This is a genomic window from Streptomyces sp. NBC_00388 (assembly GCF_036061255.1).
In the GTDB taxonomy this organism is placed as follows: domain Bacteria; phylum Actinomycetota; class Actinomycetes; order Streptomycetales; family Streptomycetaceae; genus Streptomyces.
On sequence record NZ_CP107948.1, the window covers coordinates 4,794,519 to 4,810,877 of the forward strand.

13 protein-coding genes are annotated in these 16,359 nt (G+C 71.6%); 9 read left to right on the top strand and 4 right to left on the bottom strand.

The annotated features are described in order from the left end of the window. Positions 1–181 precede the first annotated feature (181 nt). On the top strand, positions 182–841 hold the full coding sequence (leuE, locus tag OG917_RS21580) for a leucine efflux protein LeuE (protein ID WP_328319239.1): 660 nt from the start codon (positions 182–184) through the stop codon (positions 839–841). Here the strand turns inward: leuE and OG917_RS21585 are convergent. Continuing rightward, on the bottom strand, positions 828–2,252 hold the full coding sequence (locus tag OG917_RS21585) for an FAD-dependent monooxygenase (protein ID WP_328319240.1): 1,425 nt from the start codon (positions 2,250–2,252) through the stop codon (positions 828–830). The two genes, leuE and OG917_RS21585, sit on opposite strands and share 14 nt — an antisense overlap. A 38-nt stretch (positions 2,253–2,290) precedes the next feature. On the opposite strand from OG917_RS21585, the gene OG917_RS21590 reads away from it, so the two are divergent. Then, positions 2,291–2,938, top strand: a complete 648-nt coding sequence (locus OG917_RS21590) for a TetR/AcrR family transcriptional regulator C-terminal domain-containing protein (RefSeq protein WP_328319241.1) — start codon at positions 2,291–2,293, stop codon at positions 2,936–2,938. A 79-nt stretch (positions 2,939–3,017) separates the two neighbouring features. Here OG917_RS21590 and OG917_RS21595 read toward each other — a convergent pair whose 3' ends face one another. The 3 genes from OG917_RS21595 to OG917_RS21605 are packed head-to-tail and all read right to left on the bottom strand — an operon-like array spanning position 3,018 to position 6,618. Continuing rightward, entirely contained in the window at positions 3,018–4,295 is a 1,278-nt protein-coding gene (locus tag OG917_RS21595) for an acyltransferase family protein (RefSeq protein ID WP_328319242.1), read from the bottom strand. Continuing rightward, positions 4,292–5,638, bottom strand: a complete 1,347-nt coding sequence (locus OG917_RS21600; RefSeq protein ID WP_328319243.1) for an alpha-2,8-polysialyltransferase family protein — start codon at positions 5,636–5,638, stop codon at positions 4,292–4,294. The genes OG917_RS21595 and OG917_RS21600 overlap by 4 nt, the downstream gene beginning before the upstream one ends. After that, a complete protein-coding gene (locus OG917_RS21605; RefSeq protein ID WP_328319244.1) occupies positions 5,635–6,618 on the bottom strand; it encodes a glycosyltransferase family 2 protein in 984 nt (327 codons plus the stop codon). Before OG917_RS21605 ends, OG917_RS21600 begins: the two co-directional genes overlap by 4 nt. Before the next feature lie 148 nt (positions 6,619–6,766). Between OG917_RS21605 and OG917_RS21610 the strand changes: the two genes are divergently transcribed. The 7 genes from OG917_RS21610 to OG917_RS21640 all read left to right on the top strand — a co-directional run bounded on the left by OG917_RS21610 (position 6,767) and on the right by OG917_RS21640 (position 16,326). Beyond that, complete coding sequence (locus OG917_RS21610; RefSeq protein WP_443059002.1) at positions 6,767–8,119, top strand: DUF6716 putative glycosyltransferase; 1,353 nt, start codon at positions 6,767–6,769, stop codon at positions 8,117–8,119. After that, positions 8,119–9,411 (top strand): acylneuraminate cytidylyltransferase, encoded by a 1,293-nt coding sequence (locus OG917_RS21615; RefSeq protein ID WP_328319246.1) that lies wholly within the window; start codon positions 8,119–8,121, stop codon positions 9,409–9,411. The genes OG917_RS21610 and OG917_RS21615 overlap by 1 nt, the downstream gene beginning before the upstream one ends. An 11-nt stretch (positions 9,412–9,422) precedes the next feature. After that, on the top strand, positions 9,423–10,346 hold the full coding sequence (locus OG917_RS21620; protein WP_328319247.1) for an N-acetylneuraminate synthase family protein: 924 nt from the start codon (positions 9,423–9,425) through the stop codon (positions 10,344–10,346). Between the two features lie 31 nt (positions 10,347–10,377). After that, the gene (locus tag OG917_RS21625) at positions 10,378–11,412 is read left to right on the top strand and encodes a hypothetical protein (RefSeq protein WP_328319248.1); all 1,035 of its coding nucleotides are present in this window, start codon (positions 10,378–10,380) and stop codon (positions 11,410–11,412) included. A 256-nt stretch (positions 11,413–11,668) separates the two neighbouring features. Next, positions 11,669–13,498, top strand: a complete 1,830-nt coding sequence (locus tag OG917_RS21630; protein ID WP_328319249.1) for a LamG domain-containing protein — start codon at positions 11,669–11,671, stop codon at positions 13,496–13,498. 138 nt (positions 13,499–13,636) lie between these two features. Next, positions 13,637–15,115 carry an amidohydrolase gene (locus OG917_RS21635; protein ID WP_443059003.1) on the top strand — a complete coding sequence of 493 codons (1,479 nt, stop codon included), beginning with the start codon at positions 13,637–13,639 and terminating at the stop codon, positions 15,113–15,115. A gap of 152 nt (positions 15,116–15,267) precedes the next feature. Then, positions 15,268–16,326 (top strand): BMP family lipoprotein, encoded by a 1,059-nt coding sequence (locus tag OG917_RS21640; protein WP_328319250.1) that lies wholly within the window; start codon positions 15,268–15,270, stop codon positions 16,324–16,326. Positions 16,327–16,359: the final 33 nt, after the last annotated feature.

A 16,359-nucleotide genomic window follows, 5' to 3' on the forward strand; every position in this document is an offset into this window, starting at 1 on the left:
CTCTTCTCGCTTCTCTGTCCGTGTCTCCCGCTGTCTCCCGCTGTCTCCCGCTGTCTCCCGCCCCGGAGTGATGCCCCTCCCGGGGCCAGGCGAAGCCCATGAGCCGGGGCGCGGTGAGCCACGGTTCCGAGGTGCTGAGGGTCACTCCCTGGCTGTCGTACCCGCGTGCGAGACTCGGTCCATGCTCGGTGTCACGGATCTCCCTACCTACCTCGCCGGCCTGGTGCTGATCATTCTGCTGCCGGGCCCCAACTCGCTGTATGTGCTCTCGGTCGCGGCCAGGCGCGGTGTGCGTACCGGCTATACGGCGGCCGCCGGGGTGTTCTGCGGGGACACCGTGCTGATGACGCTCTCCGCCGCTGGGGTGGCCTCGCTGCTCCAGGCCAATCCGCTGCTCTTCGGCCTGGTGAAGTACGCGGGCGCCGGCTATCTCACCTATCTCGCGTTCGGGATGGTCCGCACGGCGCGCGCCCTCTGGCGGGACCGCGGCGAGCGCGGCGGCCAGGCGGCGGAGACCACCGGCGAGCAGCAGGCCGCCCTGGAGCGGCCCTACCGCAGGGCGCTGGTGGTCAGCCTGTTCAACCCGAAGGCCATCCTCTTCTTCATCTCTTTCTTCGTGCAGTTCGTCGACCCGCACTACGCCTACCCGGCGCTGTCCTTCGTGGTCCTGGGCGGCCTGGCCCAGGTGGCGAGCTTCCTCTACCTCACCCTGCTGATATTCGGCGGCACCCGCCTCGCCGCCGCCTTCCGCCGCCGCCGCCGTCTGTCGGCCGGGGTGACGACGGCGGCGGGCGCGCTCTTCCTGGGCTTCGCGGTGAAGCTCTCGCTCAGCAGCGTGTGAGGTAGCCGGCCAGCCCGGTGGCGTCGTCACCGGCCCAGCCGATGTACCCGTCCGGCCGGACGAGGAAGAGCCCCTTGCCGTACGGCTCGCAGGTGTCGAGCCGGTGGACGTGCACCGTGCCGGGATCGAGCGCCGGGAGTGCGGCGTCGGTGCCCACGGCGAGCAGGGTGAAGTGCGGGCCGCGGAAGGCGTCGAAGAGCGACCCGCCCTCCCGCGGTCCGAGTGGTCCGCCGGGTGCGCGGTCGCCTGCCTGCAGCGCGCCCGCGGCCCCCTGGGAGAGCGGCCCGCCGCGGTAGCCGATGCCCAGTTGCTGGGTGGCGGCGCCGCGCCGCTGCTCGCCGCGGTGCACCCGGGTCGAGAGGCCCAGCATCTCGGCCGCGTTGGGCAGCCGCTCCTCCTCGTACGAGTCGAGCAGGGACCCGTGGGCTCCGCCGCGCAGTACCCGGCCGAGCTTCCACCCCAGGTTGTAGGCATCCTGGATGCTGGTGTTGAGACCCTGGCCGCCGGCGGGCGAGTGGACATGGGCGGCGTCGCCCACCAGGAAGACCCGGCCCGCGCGGAACCGGTCGGCAAGCGCCGCGCGCGGCCGGAAGTCCGACGCCCACAGGACCTCGGTGACATCGTCGGCGGCGAGATGTGTACGGGCGGCGATCAGCGCGCGCACGCCACCGGGGGAGAGGTCGGGGCGTTCCCCGTCAGGGAAGCGCGCGGCCAGCTGGAACTCCTCGGTTCCTGGCAGCGGGCAGAGCATCAGGAAGCCCGCCTCGACCGGGAAGACATGCCAGTTCAGCCGGTCGAGCGACGGGATCCGTACATCGGCGACCAGCATGGACGCGGGGTCGACGGTCTCGCCGGTCATCGGGATGGAGAGCGCGGCGCGGACCGTGCTGCGGCCGCCGTCGGCTGCGACCGCGTACGCCGCGCGGACCGTGGCGCCGGTGGAGAGCACCGCGGTGACCCCGGAGGCGTCCTGGGTGAGGGAGGTCAGGGCGTTGCCGAAGGAGACGTCGCCGCCCAGCTCGGTGAGGCGTGCGTAAAGGATCTCCTGGGTCCGCCACTGCGGCAGGAGGCGCGGCGTACCCGCGTACGGGGCCGCCGGGGACGGCGCGACCGGGTCGAACATGTGGTGCTCGCCCTGCCGTTCACCGTCCTTCCAGATCATCTGGACCGGGGCGGGCCCGCTCGACTCCAGTACCGCGTCGATGACGCCGAGGTCGTCGAAGACCTCCAGGGTGCGTGGCTGGAGGCCCTTGCCCCGGGAGCCGGGGAAGAGCCGGTCCGCCTTCTCGACCACGGCCGAACGCACCCCGCGCCTGGCCAGGTCGACGGCGAGCGCGAGCCCGGCGGGGCCCGCGCCGGCGATCAGGACATCGGTATCCGTGACGGTTTCCTTAACGCTGTTAAGTTCCATGGTCCAGAGAGTGCGCTTAACGCTGTTAAATTGTCAAGGTGGGAACAACGAAGATCGACCGGGCGCGCGTCGCCGAGACCGCACTGCGGCTGCTGAACGAGGTCGGGCTGGACGGCCTGTCGCTGCGTGCCATCGCCAGGGAACTGGACGTCAAGGCGCCCGCGCTCTACTGGCATTTCAAGGACAAGCAGGCACTGCTCGACGAGATGGCGACGGTGATGTACCGGCGGATGGTCGCCCTGGAACCCGCGGAACCCGGCCGGAGCTGGCAGGACGGCCTGTTGCTCAACAACCGCGCCCTGCGCGCCATGCTGCTGCGCCACCGCGACGGCGCCCGGGTCTACAGCGGCGCCCGGTTCACCGGTACCGACCACGCGCAGTCGATGGAGGAGCATCTGCGCGAGATGACCTCACGCGGATTCGGCTTGGCGCAGGCGGTCAGGGCAGCCACCACCGCGTACTCCTACACGGTGGGCTTCGTCATCGAGGAACAGGGCGTCCAGCCGATGCCGGACGAGCGCCGTGCCGGATACGGGGTGGCGGAGCGTGCCGAGCGGCTCGCCGGATATCCGCTCACGGCGGCCGCCGGCTGGGAGATCTTCACCGACTACGACCAGCGCTTCGAAGAAGGGCTGCGGCTGATCGTCGCGGGGATCGAGGCCGCCTACCGGCCACGCGAGGCGTGACGGGCCCGCTCGGTCTGCGGCGGCAGCGGCACGCCCCGGCACGGCGCGGCCCCGCCCCGGGTGGCCCCCTTCCGGGCCGTCACCGGCTCCGGGGCGAGGTGATGCTCCTGGACAGGGCGCTGCGCAGCAGCGGCGTCAGCCGGTCCTCGACGCAGCGGTTGAGCAGCCACGCAAGCCCGAGCATCAGCGCGACGGTCAGGGCGAGTGTTCCGTACGCGGGGATGCCCAGCTCGCGGTGGAGCACGGCCACCACCACCCAGCCCAGATGCTCGTGCACCAGGTAGAAGGGGTAGGTCAGCGCCCCGGCCACGGTCAGCCAGCGCCAGTCGGCCCAGCGGAAGAAGCCGAGAGCCACCGCGCCCACCAGGACGAACCCCAGGGTCACCACGGCGATGATCACCGCGGTGTGCCGGTAGGAGAAGAACGCCGGGTCGGCCCGGTGCCACAGACCCGCGACCGCGTAGTGCTGGCCGATCGCCCAGCTCACGCCGACCACACCCCAGGCGATGACGTCACGCCGGTCGCGGTGCAGGAGGTAGAGACCGATCCCGCCGGTGAAGAACGGTGCGTACTCCGGCATCAGGACCGTGCTCAGCATCGGCTGGTGCACCGCGTCGGTGATCGCGGCGGCCAGCGTCCACACCCCGCAGAAGATCAGCACACGCTGCCGGTTGGCACCCGGCAGTACCACGAAGAGGGCGAAGAGGGCGTAGAAGCGCAGCTCGGCCCAGAGGGTCCAGCAGACGCCGAGCACCCGCTCGGCGCCGACGGGCTGCTGGAGCATGGTGAGGTTCACCAGCGCGTCACTGGGCGAGACCGTCCGGTACGCGACCCAGGGGAGGGCGAACACCGCGGTGACGATCACGATCGCCGCCCAGTACGCCGGGTAGAGCCGGGAGACCCGGGAGGCGAAGAAGGAGCGCAGCGGCCGGCCCCAGCCGCTCATGCAGATCACGAAGCCGCTGATCACGAAGAAGATCTGCACACCCAGGCAGCCGTAGGCGAACCACGCGGAGAGCGTCGGGAACTGGTGGCGGGGCGACCCGCCCCAGGCCCGCGCGATGTCGCCGTCCCGGCCGCCGTAGTGGTACGCGGCGACCATCAGGGCGGCGACCAGCCGCAGCCCGTCGAGCGCCCGCAGCCGCCCGCCCGCGCGGACCGGCCGGACGCCCGCAGCCGGGGCGGGCGGCCCCGGTACCGGCTCCCGTACCGGCTCCGGTATCGGCCCGTCCGCCGCCGGGGCGCCGGGTATCGGACCCGGTGCGTCGCCTGACCCGGGTGCGTCCGCGACCGCTGCTGCGGTCGGCCCGGCAGGAGTGACGGAGGTGGCAGGAGTGACGGCCGGTGTCGCGGTCATCCCAGGGCCACTCTCTTGAGGGAACGGGCCCGCCTGGCCACCCGCCGCACCGCCGCGTTGCGCGGAATGAAGGCGAGCTGGGCGGGGAGCGCCCCCGGCAGCCCCAGCACCGTCAGCCTGCGCCGCTTGAAGTACCGCCAGGTGTGCGCATCCAGATGACGGCTCAGATAGGCCTCGGCCGCCGGGCGCAGGTCCGGGCGGAGCTGCGGCTGCATCGCGAACCCGACGGCGGCGACGAGCCCCGGCAGGTCGTCGGCGGGCGCCACCCCGGCATCCTCCAGACCGGGCAGCAGCGCGTCGACGACGGTGACCGGGACGCGGTTGCTGTTCTGGTACGGGGCCAGCCGGTCGAGCAGCAGCTCCGTACCGGTGCGGGCGACCGGGATCCCGTAGAAGGCGCTCGCCGTCAGCAGCGCGGTGGAGAAGCAGCCGACCACAAGCGCCGGGCGCATCCGCTCGTACAGCGTCTCGGCGAGCAACGGCTCCTCCACCACGGTCAGTTCGGCGCCCAGCCGCTCCGCCTCCCGCTCCAGCAGCCGCGACCAGCGGGCGGGCGCCGTCGGGTGCGGTTTGAAGACGACCGTGCGGTGACCGCGGGCCACCGCCCCGCGCAGCATCCGTACGTGCAGCTCCTCCTCCTGCTGCGGGGTGAGGATCTCCAGGGCCGAGAGGTACTGGCCGAGCAGCAGTGCCGGGGGCTCGGTGCACTCGGGCACCCCCGTCGCGGCCCCGGCCACCTCGCTCAGGACCCGGCGGAAGGCGGCATCCGGCACGATCTCCGGCTCGACCCCGAACTCGGCGAGCAGCAGCGGCTTCAGCCCGGGCACCAGATCCAGGTGGAGCAGCCGCCGGATCCGGGTGCCGATGAGCGGGTCGATCTTGTTGCGGGTCGGGCCGTACGACATCAGCCCGTCCGCGTACACCGTGACCGGCGCGTCCTGGAAGAGCAGCGCGAGCGCCTGCGCCGGGTTGACCTGCACGGACTCGACCGCCAGCTCGATGCGGTCGTCGCCGAGATCCCAGAGCAGCCGCAACTGCCGCTCCCACAGGGGGATGTCGTCGGGGCGCGGGGACCAGCCGCCGGGGTGCAGCGGGGCGATGGTGGTGTTCCAGGAGAGCACTCCGTCGAACCGCTCGCGCAGCCGCTCGAAGCCGGGCATCGCGTCCAGCGCGGGCGCGGTCTCCGGGATCGCCGCGTTGTTGCTGACGAGCAGCAGCCGCCGGCCGGCCGGGGCGAAGCAGTCACTGTCGAGGGCGGCGGCGAGCGTGGCCGCCCCGTACAGCGTGGAGGCGTAGAAGATCTGCGTCGTACGGGCGGGGGCCGTACCAGCGGGCGACGTCACGCGGCGGCCTCCGTCGTCAGCGGGGCCGGGCGGCGGCGCAGCCGGCGCAGCCGTGAGGCGCGCGCGGTGTCCATCGAGTCGAGCGCGTCGCTCAGCAGATCCTGCGGCAACCGTTTCAGCGCGGCCGCGCTGAGCGTCCGCAATTTACGTGCCACAGCTGGTTCGAACCTTTCGATGGAGCCCAAGTGGTGAGAAATAATGGCGCAGTAGGTGCGTACGGCCTTGGGAAGCAGAAGGTCTGCTTCACGGTCCTTCGACGTATCGTCGATTACCTGGTCGAAAGCGCGGATGAAATCGAGCTGGCGTACGTCGCCGATTTGCGTGAGTGACGACGCGACACCGCGCCGGTAGAACATTCCGAGGAGTCCGACGACCGCGAATGATTCGGCTTCCCTGTGCAGCCGCCAGATCCACGGGCGGTCCTCGGCGGTGCGCAGTCCGTGGGTGAAGTGCAGCAGCCCGCGGTCCAGCAGCCTGCGGTGGTACATGCCGGCCCAGGCGTACGCGTAGTCGACCGGGGTGGAGCGGTCGGCGGGCAGGATCACGTCACGCGGCGCTGTCACCTCGTCCCGCCTGCCGTACGGGACCCGGTGGACCGTACGCGCGCTGCCGGTGCACTGGACGTGGTCGGTGCGGACGAAGTCGCAGCCCAGCGTCTCCATACCGGCCAGCAGCCGCTCGTAGTAACCGGGTGCGAGCCAGTCGTCGCCGTCCAGGAAGGTGATGTATTCGCCGTTCGCCGCGGAGAGCCCGGTATTGCGGGCGGTGGCGAGTCCTCCGTTCTCCCGGTGTCTCAGCAGCACGGCCCCGGGAAGCTCGCGTTCCGCACGTTCGAGGATCTCCGGGGTCCCGTCCGTCGAACAGTCGTCGACGAGCAGGAACTCGAAGTCCTCGCGTGCGTTGGCGCGGAGGCTTCTGAGTGTGTCGGGTGCGTATGTCTGCACGTTGTAGAACGGCACGATGACGGAGAGCTTGACCACCTGCGTGACGCTAGGAGGTTCCCCGGCATTCGCCCTGAAGCCCGGTGGGATGACAGGTGAACTGAATATGGCGGAACCGTGAACCGGGCCGCGCCGGCCCCGGTATACCTCTCTGTCGGTCCGCTGTTAACCCTTTGTTGCGGCTGAGTTGGGCCGCCGAACCGAATGCCTTTCTACCTTCGTCGTTGTGCCAGCAAGTACCAGCGATGTTCTCCGCGTTGCCGTGATCGCCGATTCCGACACCCGTTGGAAATGGGGCGCGCTCACCGCACGCCGTCTCTCCGTGGGAGACACCCGGCTCAGCGGCTTCCTGCTCCGCGGCCGGGCCACCCCCACCCCGCGCCAGCTCGCCGAAGTCGGGGCCGGGGTGGAAGAGGCAGCCGTCCAGGAGGTCACGGGGGCGGAATTCCTCCGGGCCGTCGAGCGGGACGGCTACGACGTGATCGTGCTCGCGCTCGTCGGCGGCGCCGTCCAGGCGATGCTGCACGGACTCGCCGCGCTCACCGCTCCCGCACGGCGGCCCGTCGTCGTCACGGGCTATGTCGGCGTGGTCTACGAGAAGCTGGCCGACGGGCTGTTGCTGCGGCACGGCGCCGACGTCGTCCTCGCCAACTCCCTGCACGACGCGGAGCGCTTCCGCGCGGTGTACGAGGGGGTGGGCGCCGACGCGTCCGTCGTGACCGGGGCCGCGCTGCCCTTCCTCGGCGGCGCCCCGTACACCGGCGACACGGTCAAGACCGTTGTCTTCGCGGCCCAGCCCTCGGTCCCCGCCTCCCGTGAGGGCCGTCACTACCTGTTGCGCCGCCTGGTCGAGCACGCCCGGCTGCACCCCGGCCGCGAGGTGCTCCTCAAGCTCCGGTCCAAGCCCGGCGAGCACACCACGCACATCGAGGAACTGCCCTACCAGAGGCTGGCCGAGAGGCTCCCCGGCGGCCTGCCCGGCAACTTCCGCCTGGTGTACGGCCACATGGGCGAGGTGCTGGACCGCACGGACCTCCTGGTCACCGTCTCCTCGACGGCCGCCCTCGAATCCCTGCACCGCCGCATCCCCACCGCGGTCCTCACCGACCTCGGGATCCGCGAGGCCCTCGGCAACCACCACTTCCTCGGCTCCGGCTGCCTCGCCTCCTGGGACCAGCTCGACTCAGGACTCCGCCCGCGGGCCGACCCCGCCTGGCTGGCCCGCCAGGGGGTCGCGGCAGGCGGTCCCTCATCAGGGGGCGGCGCGTACGACACGGCTTTCGACGCCGTACGCGAACGGGTCGCCCGGCTGCTCCTCGACCCCCGGCTCCCGCCGATCACGCCCTACTACACCCTCACCACCGCGCCCGGCTATCTGCCCGGCATCCTCGCCCGCTACCGCCTGGACGCCGCCCCGGCCGCAGAGACCGGCGCCGTACGGCGCGTGGTCCGCGACGCCGTACGGGACGTGGCGCGCGGTGCCTACCGCCACGGCGTCCAGCGCGTCGCCCCCGTCATCCGCCGTATGGGAGAACTGTGATGCCCACCGAAGCCGCCGAGCCGGCGGCCGAAACCGCCGGGACGACCGGATCGGCGGGGCCCGTCGGAGCGCCGGCCGGAGCCCCCGGGTCCGTACCGCCCGCAGCGCCCGCCCGGCCCCCCAGGATCCTGGCCGTGATCCCGGCACGCGGGGGGTCGAAGGGCGTCCCCGCGAAGAACCTGGAAGCGGTCGGCGGCGTACCGCTCGTCGCCCGCGCCGTCCGGGCCTGCCGGGGTGCCCGGCACATCACCGATGTCGCCGTGTCGACGGACGACGAGCGGATCGCGACGGCGGCGCGCGAGGCCGGCGCCGATGTGGTGCTGCGCCCCGCCGAGATCGCCGGGGACACGGCGACCAGTGAGGCCGCCGTACTGCACGCGCTGGACGCGTACCCCGGGACGGATGTCGTGCTGCTCGTGCAGTGCACCAGCCCCTTCCTCACCAGCGAGGAGATCGACGGAGTGGCGGCAGCGGTCGCCGGAGGCGGCGCCGACACCGCGCTCACCGTCGCCCCCACGCACGGCTTCGTCTGGCGCGAGGAACAGCGCGCCGACGGCAGCGGCGCGGACTCCCTCGGCGTCAACCACGACAAGGCCTTCCGCCCCCGCCGCCAGGACCGCCCGCAGGACTACCTGGAGACCGGCGCGGCCTACGCGATGAACGCCGGGGGGTTCCGGGCCGCCCGGCACCGCTTCTTCGGCGAGACCGCCCTGGTCCGTACCGACCCGGCCCGTGTCCTGGAGATCGACGACCCGCACGACCTGGCGCGGGCCCGAGCCCTCGCGCCCCTCCTGGACGTCCGTACATTGCCGGGCCGTGACGACGTCGACGCCGTCGTCCTGGACTTCGACGGCACCCAGACCGACGACCGCGTCCTCATCGACGCCGACGGCCGCGAGATCGTCGCCGTCCACCGCGGCGACGGCCTCGGGATCGCGGCGCTCCGCGACTCCACGGACCTCAAGCTCCTGATCCTCTCCACGGAACAGAACCCGGTCGTCGCTGCGCGCGCCCGAAAGCTGCGGGTGCCCGTGCTGCACGGCATCGACCGCAAGGACCTCGCACTGAAGCAGTGGTGCGAAGAACAGGGTGTCGCGCCCGAGCGCGTGCTCTACGTCGGCAACGACGTGAACGACCTGCCGTGCTTCGGCCTCGTCGGGTGGCCCGTCGCGGTCGCCCAGGCCCATGACGCCGTACGCGGCGCCGCACGCGCGGTCACCACCACCCCCGGCGGCGAAGGAGCGATCCGCGAGATCGCCGCCTGGCTCCTGGGCCCCACCCTCAACAAGTAAGGAACCCCCTCATGAGCACCACCCGTCTCCGCACCCTCGGCACCAAGACCGCGGGCCCCGGCCACCCCGTCTACATCACCGGCGAGATCGGCATCAACCACAACGGTGAGCTGGACAACGCCCTGGCACTGATCGACATCGCCGCCGAAGCCGGCTGCGACGCGGTCAAGTTCCAGAAGCGCACGCCGGAGATCTGCACCCCGCGCGACCAGTGGGACATCGAGCGCGACACCCCCTGGGGCCGGATGACGTACATCGACTACCGGCACCGCGTCGAGTTCGGCGAGGACGAGTACCGGGCGATCAGCGAGCACTGCGCCGAGCGCGGCATCGACTGGTTCGCGTCCCCGTGGGACACCGAGGCCGTCGCGTTCCTGGAGAAGTTCGACGTACCGGCGCACAAGGTCGCGTCCGCCTCGCTCACCGACGACGAGCTGCTGCGCGCGCTGCGCGCCACCGGCCGCACGGTGATCCTCTCCACCGGCATGTCGACCCCGAGGCAGATCCGCCACGCCGTGGAGGTGCTCGGCAGCGACAACATCCTTCTCTGCCACGCCACTTCGACCTACCCGGCCAAGGCCGACGAGCTGAACCTCCGCGTCATCAACACCCTCCAGGGCGAGTACCCGAACGTCCCGATCGGCTACAGCGGCCACGAGACCGGCCTCCAGACCACCCTCGCCGCCGTCGCGCTCGGCGCGGCCTTCGTCGAGCGCCACATCACCCTGGACCGCGCCATGTGGGGCTCCGACCAGGCGGCGTCCGTCGAGCCGCAGGGCCTGCAGCGCCTGGTGCGCGACATCCGCACCATCGAGGCGTCGCTCGGTGACGGCGTCAAGAAGGTCTACGAGTCGGAGCTGGCCCCGATGAAGAAGCTGCGCCGGGTGGCGGGCGTCGTCGCCGAGGGCGCGGACCGCGAGCCCGCGTCCGTCTGAGGCGAGCGCCCGAGACCGGAGAACCGCCACTGTGAAGAGCGCCCCCGCCACGCTCGCCTTCGTGGAGAGCCCCGTCCAGCTGCTCAACCTGCTGGAGTGGGCCCACCCGGCGACCGCGGACCTGACCGTGGTCGTCCTCTCACCACTCGATCCCATGTCCCGCGGCCAGCTGCGCCGGATGGCCGAACTGGCCCGGGGCGAGGGGATGACGGTGCGCTGGGAGGAGGCGCGTGGCGGCGTGGCGGCGCCGTTCCACACCATCGGCGGGCTGACACCCCTGCTGCGCAGGGCAGGCCGGATCGTCATCGGCGACCCCTTCTCGCGGTATGTGCAGCTGCTCCTCGCCCTGAGCGGTGCCCGGGACCTGACGGTGGTGGACGACGGCACCGCCACCATGGAGTTCATCGCCCAACTCGCCGCCAAGGAGCCCCTGGTGCGCTGGCACCGACGCGGCCGGCGCGGCGCACGCGACCTGCTCTTCGCCCCCATGGCGTCGGCGGCCCGCCGCCGCCTCACCCCGTCCGGCCGCCGCACCGTCGAGGTCTTCAGCTCGATGCCGGTGGCGGACGCACCCCCCGGCCTGACCGTCACGGCCAACGAGTTCGCCTGGACGCGCGCCCGCTTCGGCCCGCCGAGGATCACCCGCACCTCGGACCTGGTGGGCACCTCGCTCGTGGAGACGGGGGTGGTGGACCAGGACCGCTACATCGAGGCGGTGGCAGGCCTCGCCCGCGCCCACCGGGTGACGCGGTACTTCGCCCACCGCCGCGAGTCGACCGAGAAGCTGCACCGCCTGCACGCGGAGACGGGCCTGGAGATCGTCCGCCCCGACCTCCCGCTGGAGCTGATCGCCCGCCGCGGACCCATCGGCCGCACGATCGTGAGCTTCCCGTCCACGGTGGTCCACACCCTGCCGCTCGCCCTGGCGGGCACGGAGGTACGGGTGGCGGTCTGCGACATCGACCCCGCGTGGCTCACGGAGATGGCGTCGCCCCGGGCGCAGGGGTTCCTGGCGGGGGTGACGGGGACGGCGCGCGATGTGCAGCGGCTGGCGCCGGGGGTGTGAGCACGACGACGTGCGTGGACGCGGGCAGCCCGGACACACCGACCGCAGGTGCCTGTGGTGTTCGAGTACCTGTGGTGTTCGAGCGACGGAACAGTGAATGACCTTTACATGGCCTCCTCTTGACGAACACCTTGCCCCGTTGCCTCCCTCCTCCTGTCAAGATCCATAAGCGATAGCTGTGGGGGCCAACTGGTTTGGCGTACGGGAATGGGGCGGGGCTGTGAGGCAATCCAGGGGTAGTGGCAGACGGAGGTCCGTGCGGACACGCGCGGCGTGGCTGGTGGGCGCGGCCCTCCTGGCACAGGCCGCGACCGGCTTCGCCGCGTCACCGGCGCTGGCCGGCACCGGGAGCGCGACACACGCATCCCATTCCGCAGGGCGGGCCCGGGCCGCGCTGGCCCTGGACGCCCCGTCGGTCACATCCACCGACTACCCGGAATGCGGACAGGGCAGCTGCGCCTCGCACGGGGGCATCGGCGTACCCGGCGTGTTCACCGTCACGACCACGTCCGCCGACATCGTGAAACTGACCTACACGCTCAACGGCTCCCGGCAGCAGACCAGAACGGTCCCGGCCGGAACCACCAGCACCGCGCTCACTCTGACACCGGACCAGCTGGGTGTGAACGTGCTGGAGGTGGCCGCATGGGACGCGGCCGGGCACACGTCGCCCTCCAGGGCCTACGACTTCTCCGTGGCGCAGGGCGCCCCGCAGACCGGCAACTGGTCCTTCGACGAGGGAAGCGGCGCCACGGCGGCGGACAGCGCCGGTGCGCATCCCGCCGCGCTCATGGGCGGGGCGGGATGGTCCGGCCAGGCACGGCTCGGCAAGGCGCTGACCACGGACGGGACCAAGGGGTACGCCACGGTCGCCGGGGCCGGCCCCGACACCTCCGCGTCGTTCACCGTCTCCGGCTGGGCCCGTCTGACCGGCACCTCGCACAACGCCGTCGTCGCGGCCCAGGCGGGTGTGCATGGGTCGGCGTTCGCGCTGTACTACTCGGCCTCCTACAAGGCATGGGTGTTCAACCGGTCCGCCTCGGACTCCGCCACGCCCACCCTTGTCCGCTCCGTCTCGACCGCGACGCCGGCGACCGGGGTCTGGACGCACCTGACGGGTGTGTACGACGCGAGCGCCCGCACCATCCAGCTGTACGTCAACGGCGCCCCGCAGGGGCAGCCGGTCGCCGTCACCACACCGTGGAAGGCCGGCGGCGGCCTGCAGATCGGCCGCGGACAGTACGGCGGCGCGTTCACCGACTACTTCCCGGGACAGCTCGACGAGATCCGGACCTGGGCCAGGGCGCTCGGGCCGGACGAGATCGCCGGCCTGGAGGCCGAGGACGACCCGGAGACCGGTCAGCCGCGCCCCGCTCTCGCTGCCGACTGGGAGCTGGACGAGCCCTCCGGTACCACCGGCGCCGACTCGTCCGGCTACGGCCACCCCGCGACCCTGTCCTCCGGATCCTCGTTCGCGACCGACAACGACGGCGGCAAGGGCGGCGTTCTCTCCCTCGACGGCGCGAAGGGGTACGCCACGGCGCACGGTCCGCTGGTCGACGCGCAGGGTGACTTCACGATCGCCGCGTGGGTGAGGCTCGACCCGGCGGCACTGAGCGACACGAGCAAGTCCCACACGATGCGGATCGCCGGGCAGGGCGGCACCAGCCGCGACTCCTGGGGTCTCTGGTACACCCAGGCATCCGGCTTGTCGCAGGGGATGTGGGTGTTCGGACGCACCAGCAAGGACACCGCCGGTGCCACCACGGTGACCGACCCGGTGAGCATCGAGTCGGCGCGGCTGGTGGACCCGAGGGGTGCCTGGACGATGATCACGGGCACCTATGACAGCGCACACCGTCAGCTGCAGCTGTACGTGAACGGCGTCCGCCAGAACGACGGGGTCACCTTCGACTCCCCGTGGCAGGCCACCGGGGACTTCTCGGTCGGCCGGGGGCGCCTGCCCGGCGGCGGATACGGCGATGCGGCGGCGGGCCTGGTGGACGGCGTACGGGTCTGGACCGGACTGGTCGGTGCGCCCGACATCAACCAGCTCTACCTGAACGAGGTCCCGGTCCCGTTGTAGAGGACGGCAGCGCAGGGGCGGGCTGTACCCAGCCACAGCCCGCCCCAAGCCCCTCACCCCAAGATTCTTTCGCCTAAGCGGCTGAACTTTTGTTGATCGATGGTTAGTTGAGTAGTGAAGGGGCCTAACCTTGAACGGGTGAACCAGTTGAAGTCCCGTGAGTCCGATGCCGATCAGCCCGGTGACCCCGACGGCGCCCGTGATGCCCGTGAGGGTGAGAGCGCCGGAGCCCCCGGCCGCCCCGGGGCCGTGGACGCGGCTCTGCCCGGTGCGCTGCCCGACGACCTCCGCGCCGAGCTGATCGCCTTCCGCCGTGATCTGCACCGCCACCCGGAACTCGGCAACCAGGAGTTCCGTACCACCGCCGCCCTCAAGGCGCGGCTGGAACTGGCCGGACTCGCACCCCGCGTGCTCAACACCGGGACCGGGCTCGTCTGCGACATCGGCATCGACATCCCCGAAGGCTTCGACACCCCTGACGGCCTCGGCACCGCTGACGGCCTCGGCACCGCTGACGGCCTCGGCACCGCTGACGGCCTCGGCACCCCTGACGGACTCAGCACCCCGGACGGCTTCACCGGAGTGCCCATCACGGTCGGTGCCGGCACGGCCGCTCACGCCGCGGCCCCCGCCCCCCGCCCCATGCTCGCCCTGCGCGCCGACATCGACGCGCTCCCCATCCCGGACACCAAGGCCGACTGCGAGTACCGCTCCACCGTGCCCGGCATGGCGCACGCCTGCGGGCACGACGTGCACACCACCGTCGTGCTCGGCGCCGGCCTGGTGCTCGCCCGGCTGCACCGGGAGGGCCGGCTGCCGAACCCCGTGCGGCTGATCTTCCAGCCCGCCGAGGAGGTGCTCCCGGGCGGCGCCCCGGACGCCATCGAGTCCGGCGTGCTCGAAGGCGTCGGCCGGATCGTCGCCGTGCACTGCGACCCCAAGGTCGACGCCGGGCGGATCGGGCTGCGGACCGGGCCCATCACCTCCGCCTGCGACCGGCTCGAAGTCAGCCTGGACGGGCCCGGCGGGCACACCGCGCGCCCCCACCTCACCACCGACCTCGTGACCGCCGCCGCCAAGGTCGCCTCCGAGGTCCCGGCGCTGCTGGCCCGGCGGATCGACGCCCGGGCGGGGCTCGCCGTGACCTGGGGGCGGATCGAGGCCGGCCATGCCTGCAATGTCATCCCTGAGCACGCCGAACTCTCCGGCACCGTGCGCTGCCTCGACCTGGAGGCCTGGCGGTCCGCTCCCGACCTGGTGCACGCCGCCATCGCCGAGGTGGCCGACCTGCACCGGGCGAAGTCGGTGATCAACTACGTACGCGGGGTGCCGCCCGTCGTCAATGACGGTGAGGTCGCCGAGCTGCTGCGGGACGCCATGACCGCGCGCCGCGGGGCGTACGCGGTCGAGGACACCGAGCAGAGCCTCGGCGGCGAGGACTTCTCCTGGTATCTGGAGCAGGTGCCCGGCGCGATGGCCAGGCTCGGTGTGCGCACCCCGGGCGACAGCGCCCGAGGTGACCTGCACCGGGGGGACTTCGACCCCGACGAGGCGTCGATCGAGGCGGGCGTGGAGCTGTTCACGGCTGCCGCGCTGCTGGATGGTCATCGTCCGTAGGCGGACATGTCACCGGAGTGGCACGACCCCGTTCGCGTCGATCCGATAACAGGTTCCGAACAGGCCTTTACCTGACATCTACGCGCGTTACGATCCTCGCGAAAACCAGCGCCGGAAGAGGCGCTTCGGGTTTGGTTTGAAGGGACCTCCTCTTGCGCCGGGTAACCAAGATCGCTGCGTCTGGCATAGCCACCGCGGCCCTCGCTCTCTCCGTCTCCGCCTGTGGCAGCACGTCGACGCAGGAGGACAACTCCAGCTCCTCGTCGTCCGGCTCCTCCAAGGGCGTCAAGGTCGGTGTCGCGTACGACGTCGGCGGCCGCGGCGACCACTCCTTCAACGACTCCGCCGCCCGCGGCATGGACAAGGCGAAGAAGGAGTTCGGCGGCAGCGTCAAGGAGCTGACCGCGAAGACCAGCGACACCGAGGCGGACCGCGAGCAGCGGCTCACCGACCTGGCCGACGCGGGCTACAACCCGATCGTCGGCATCGGCTACTCCTACGCGCCGTCGATGAAGAAGGTCGCCGCGAAGTACCCGAAGGTCACCTTCGGCCTCGTGGACGCCGCGGTCGACGCGAAGAACATCGACAACATCGTCTTCACGGAGGAGCAGAGCTCCTACCTCGCCGGCGTAACCGCGGCGCTGAAGACCAAGACGAAGCACGTCGGCTTCATCGGTGGTGTGGACATCCCGCTGATCAAGAAGTTCGAGGCGGGTTACGTCCAGGGTGTCCAGGACACCGACAAGAAGATCAAGATCGACCGGCAGTACCTGAGCCACGGCTCGGACACCTCCGGCTTCGCCAGCCCCGACAAGGGCAAGGAAGCCGCGCAGGGCATGCTCGACAAGGGCGCGGACGTGGTCTTCTCGGCGGCCGGTTCGTCCGGTAACGGCGCGATCGAGGCCGTCAACGGCAAGAAGGGCGCCTGGGCGATCGGCGTCGACTCGGACCAGTACAAGATCCCGTCGCTGGCGAAGTACAAGTCGTCGATCCTGACCTCGGTCGTCAAGAACGTCGACATCGGCGTGTACGACCTGGTCAAGTCGGTGCACGACGGCAAGCCCGTCACCGGCACCACCACCTACTCGCTCGCCAAGGGCGGCGTCTCGCTGTCCACCAGCGGTGGCTTCATCGGTGACATCGAGCCGCAGCTCGACGCCGCGAAGAAGAAGATCGCCGATGGTGCGGTCAAGGTCAAGACCACTCCCTGACCTGCCGTGTCCCGTGGGCCCGGCGGGGGTGCC

What these genes read in the sequence shown, in the direction of transcription:
- leuE (WP_328319239.1), top strand. Translation starts at nt 182, where the DNA reads ATGCTCGGTGTCACGGATCTCCCTACCTACCTCGCCGGCCTGGTGCTG.
- OG917_RS21585 (WP_328319240.1), bottom strand. Translation starts at nt 2,252, where the DNA reads ATGGAACTTAACAGCGTTAAGGAAACCGTCACGGATACCGATGTCCTG.
- OG917_RS21595 (WP_328319242.1), bottom strand. Translation starts at nt 4,295, where the DNA reads ATGACCGCGACACCGGCCGTCACTCCTGCCACCTCCGTCACTCCTGCC.
- OG917_RS21615 (WP_328319246.1), top strand. Translation starts at nt 8,119, where the DNA reads ATGCCCACCGAAGCCGCCGAGCCGGCGGCCGAAACCGCCGGGACGACC.
- OG917_RS21620 (WP_328319247.1), top strand. Translation starts at nt 9,423, where the DNA reads ATGAGCACCACCCGTCTCCGCACCCTCGGCACCAAGACCGCGGGCCCC.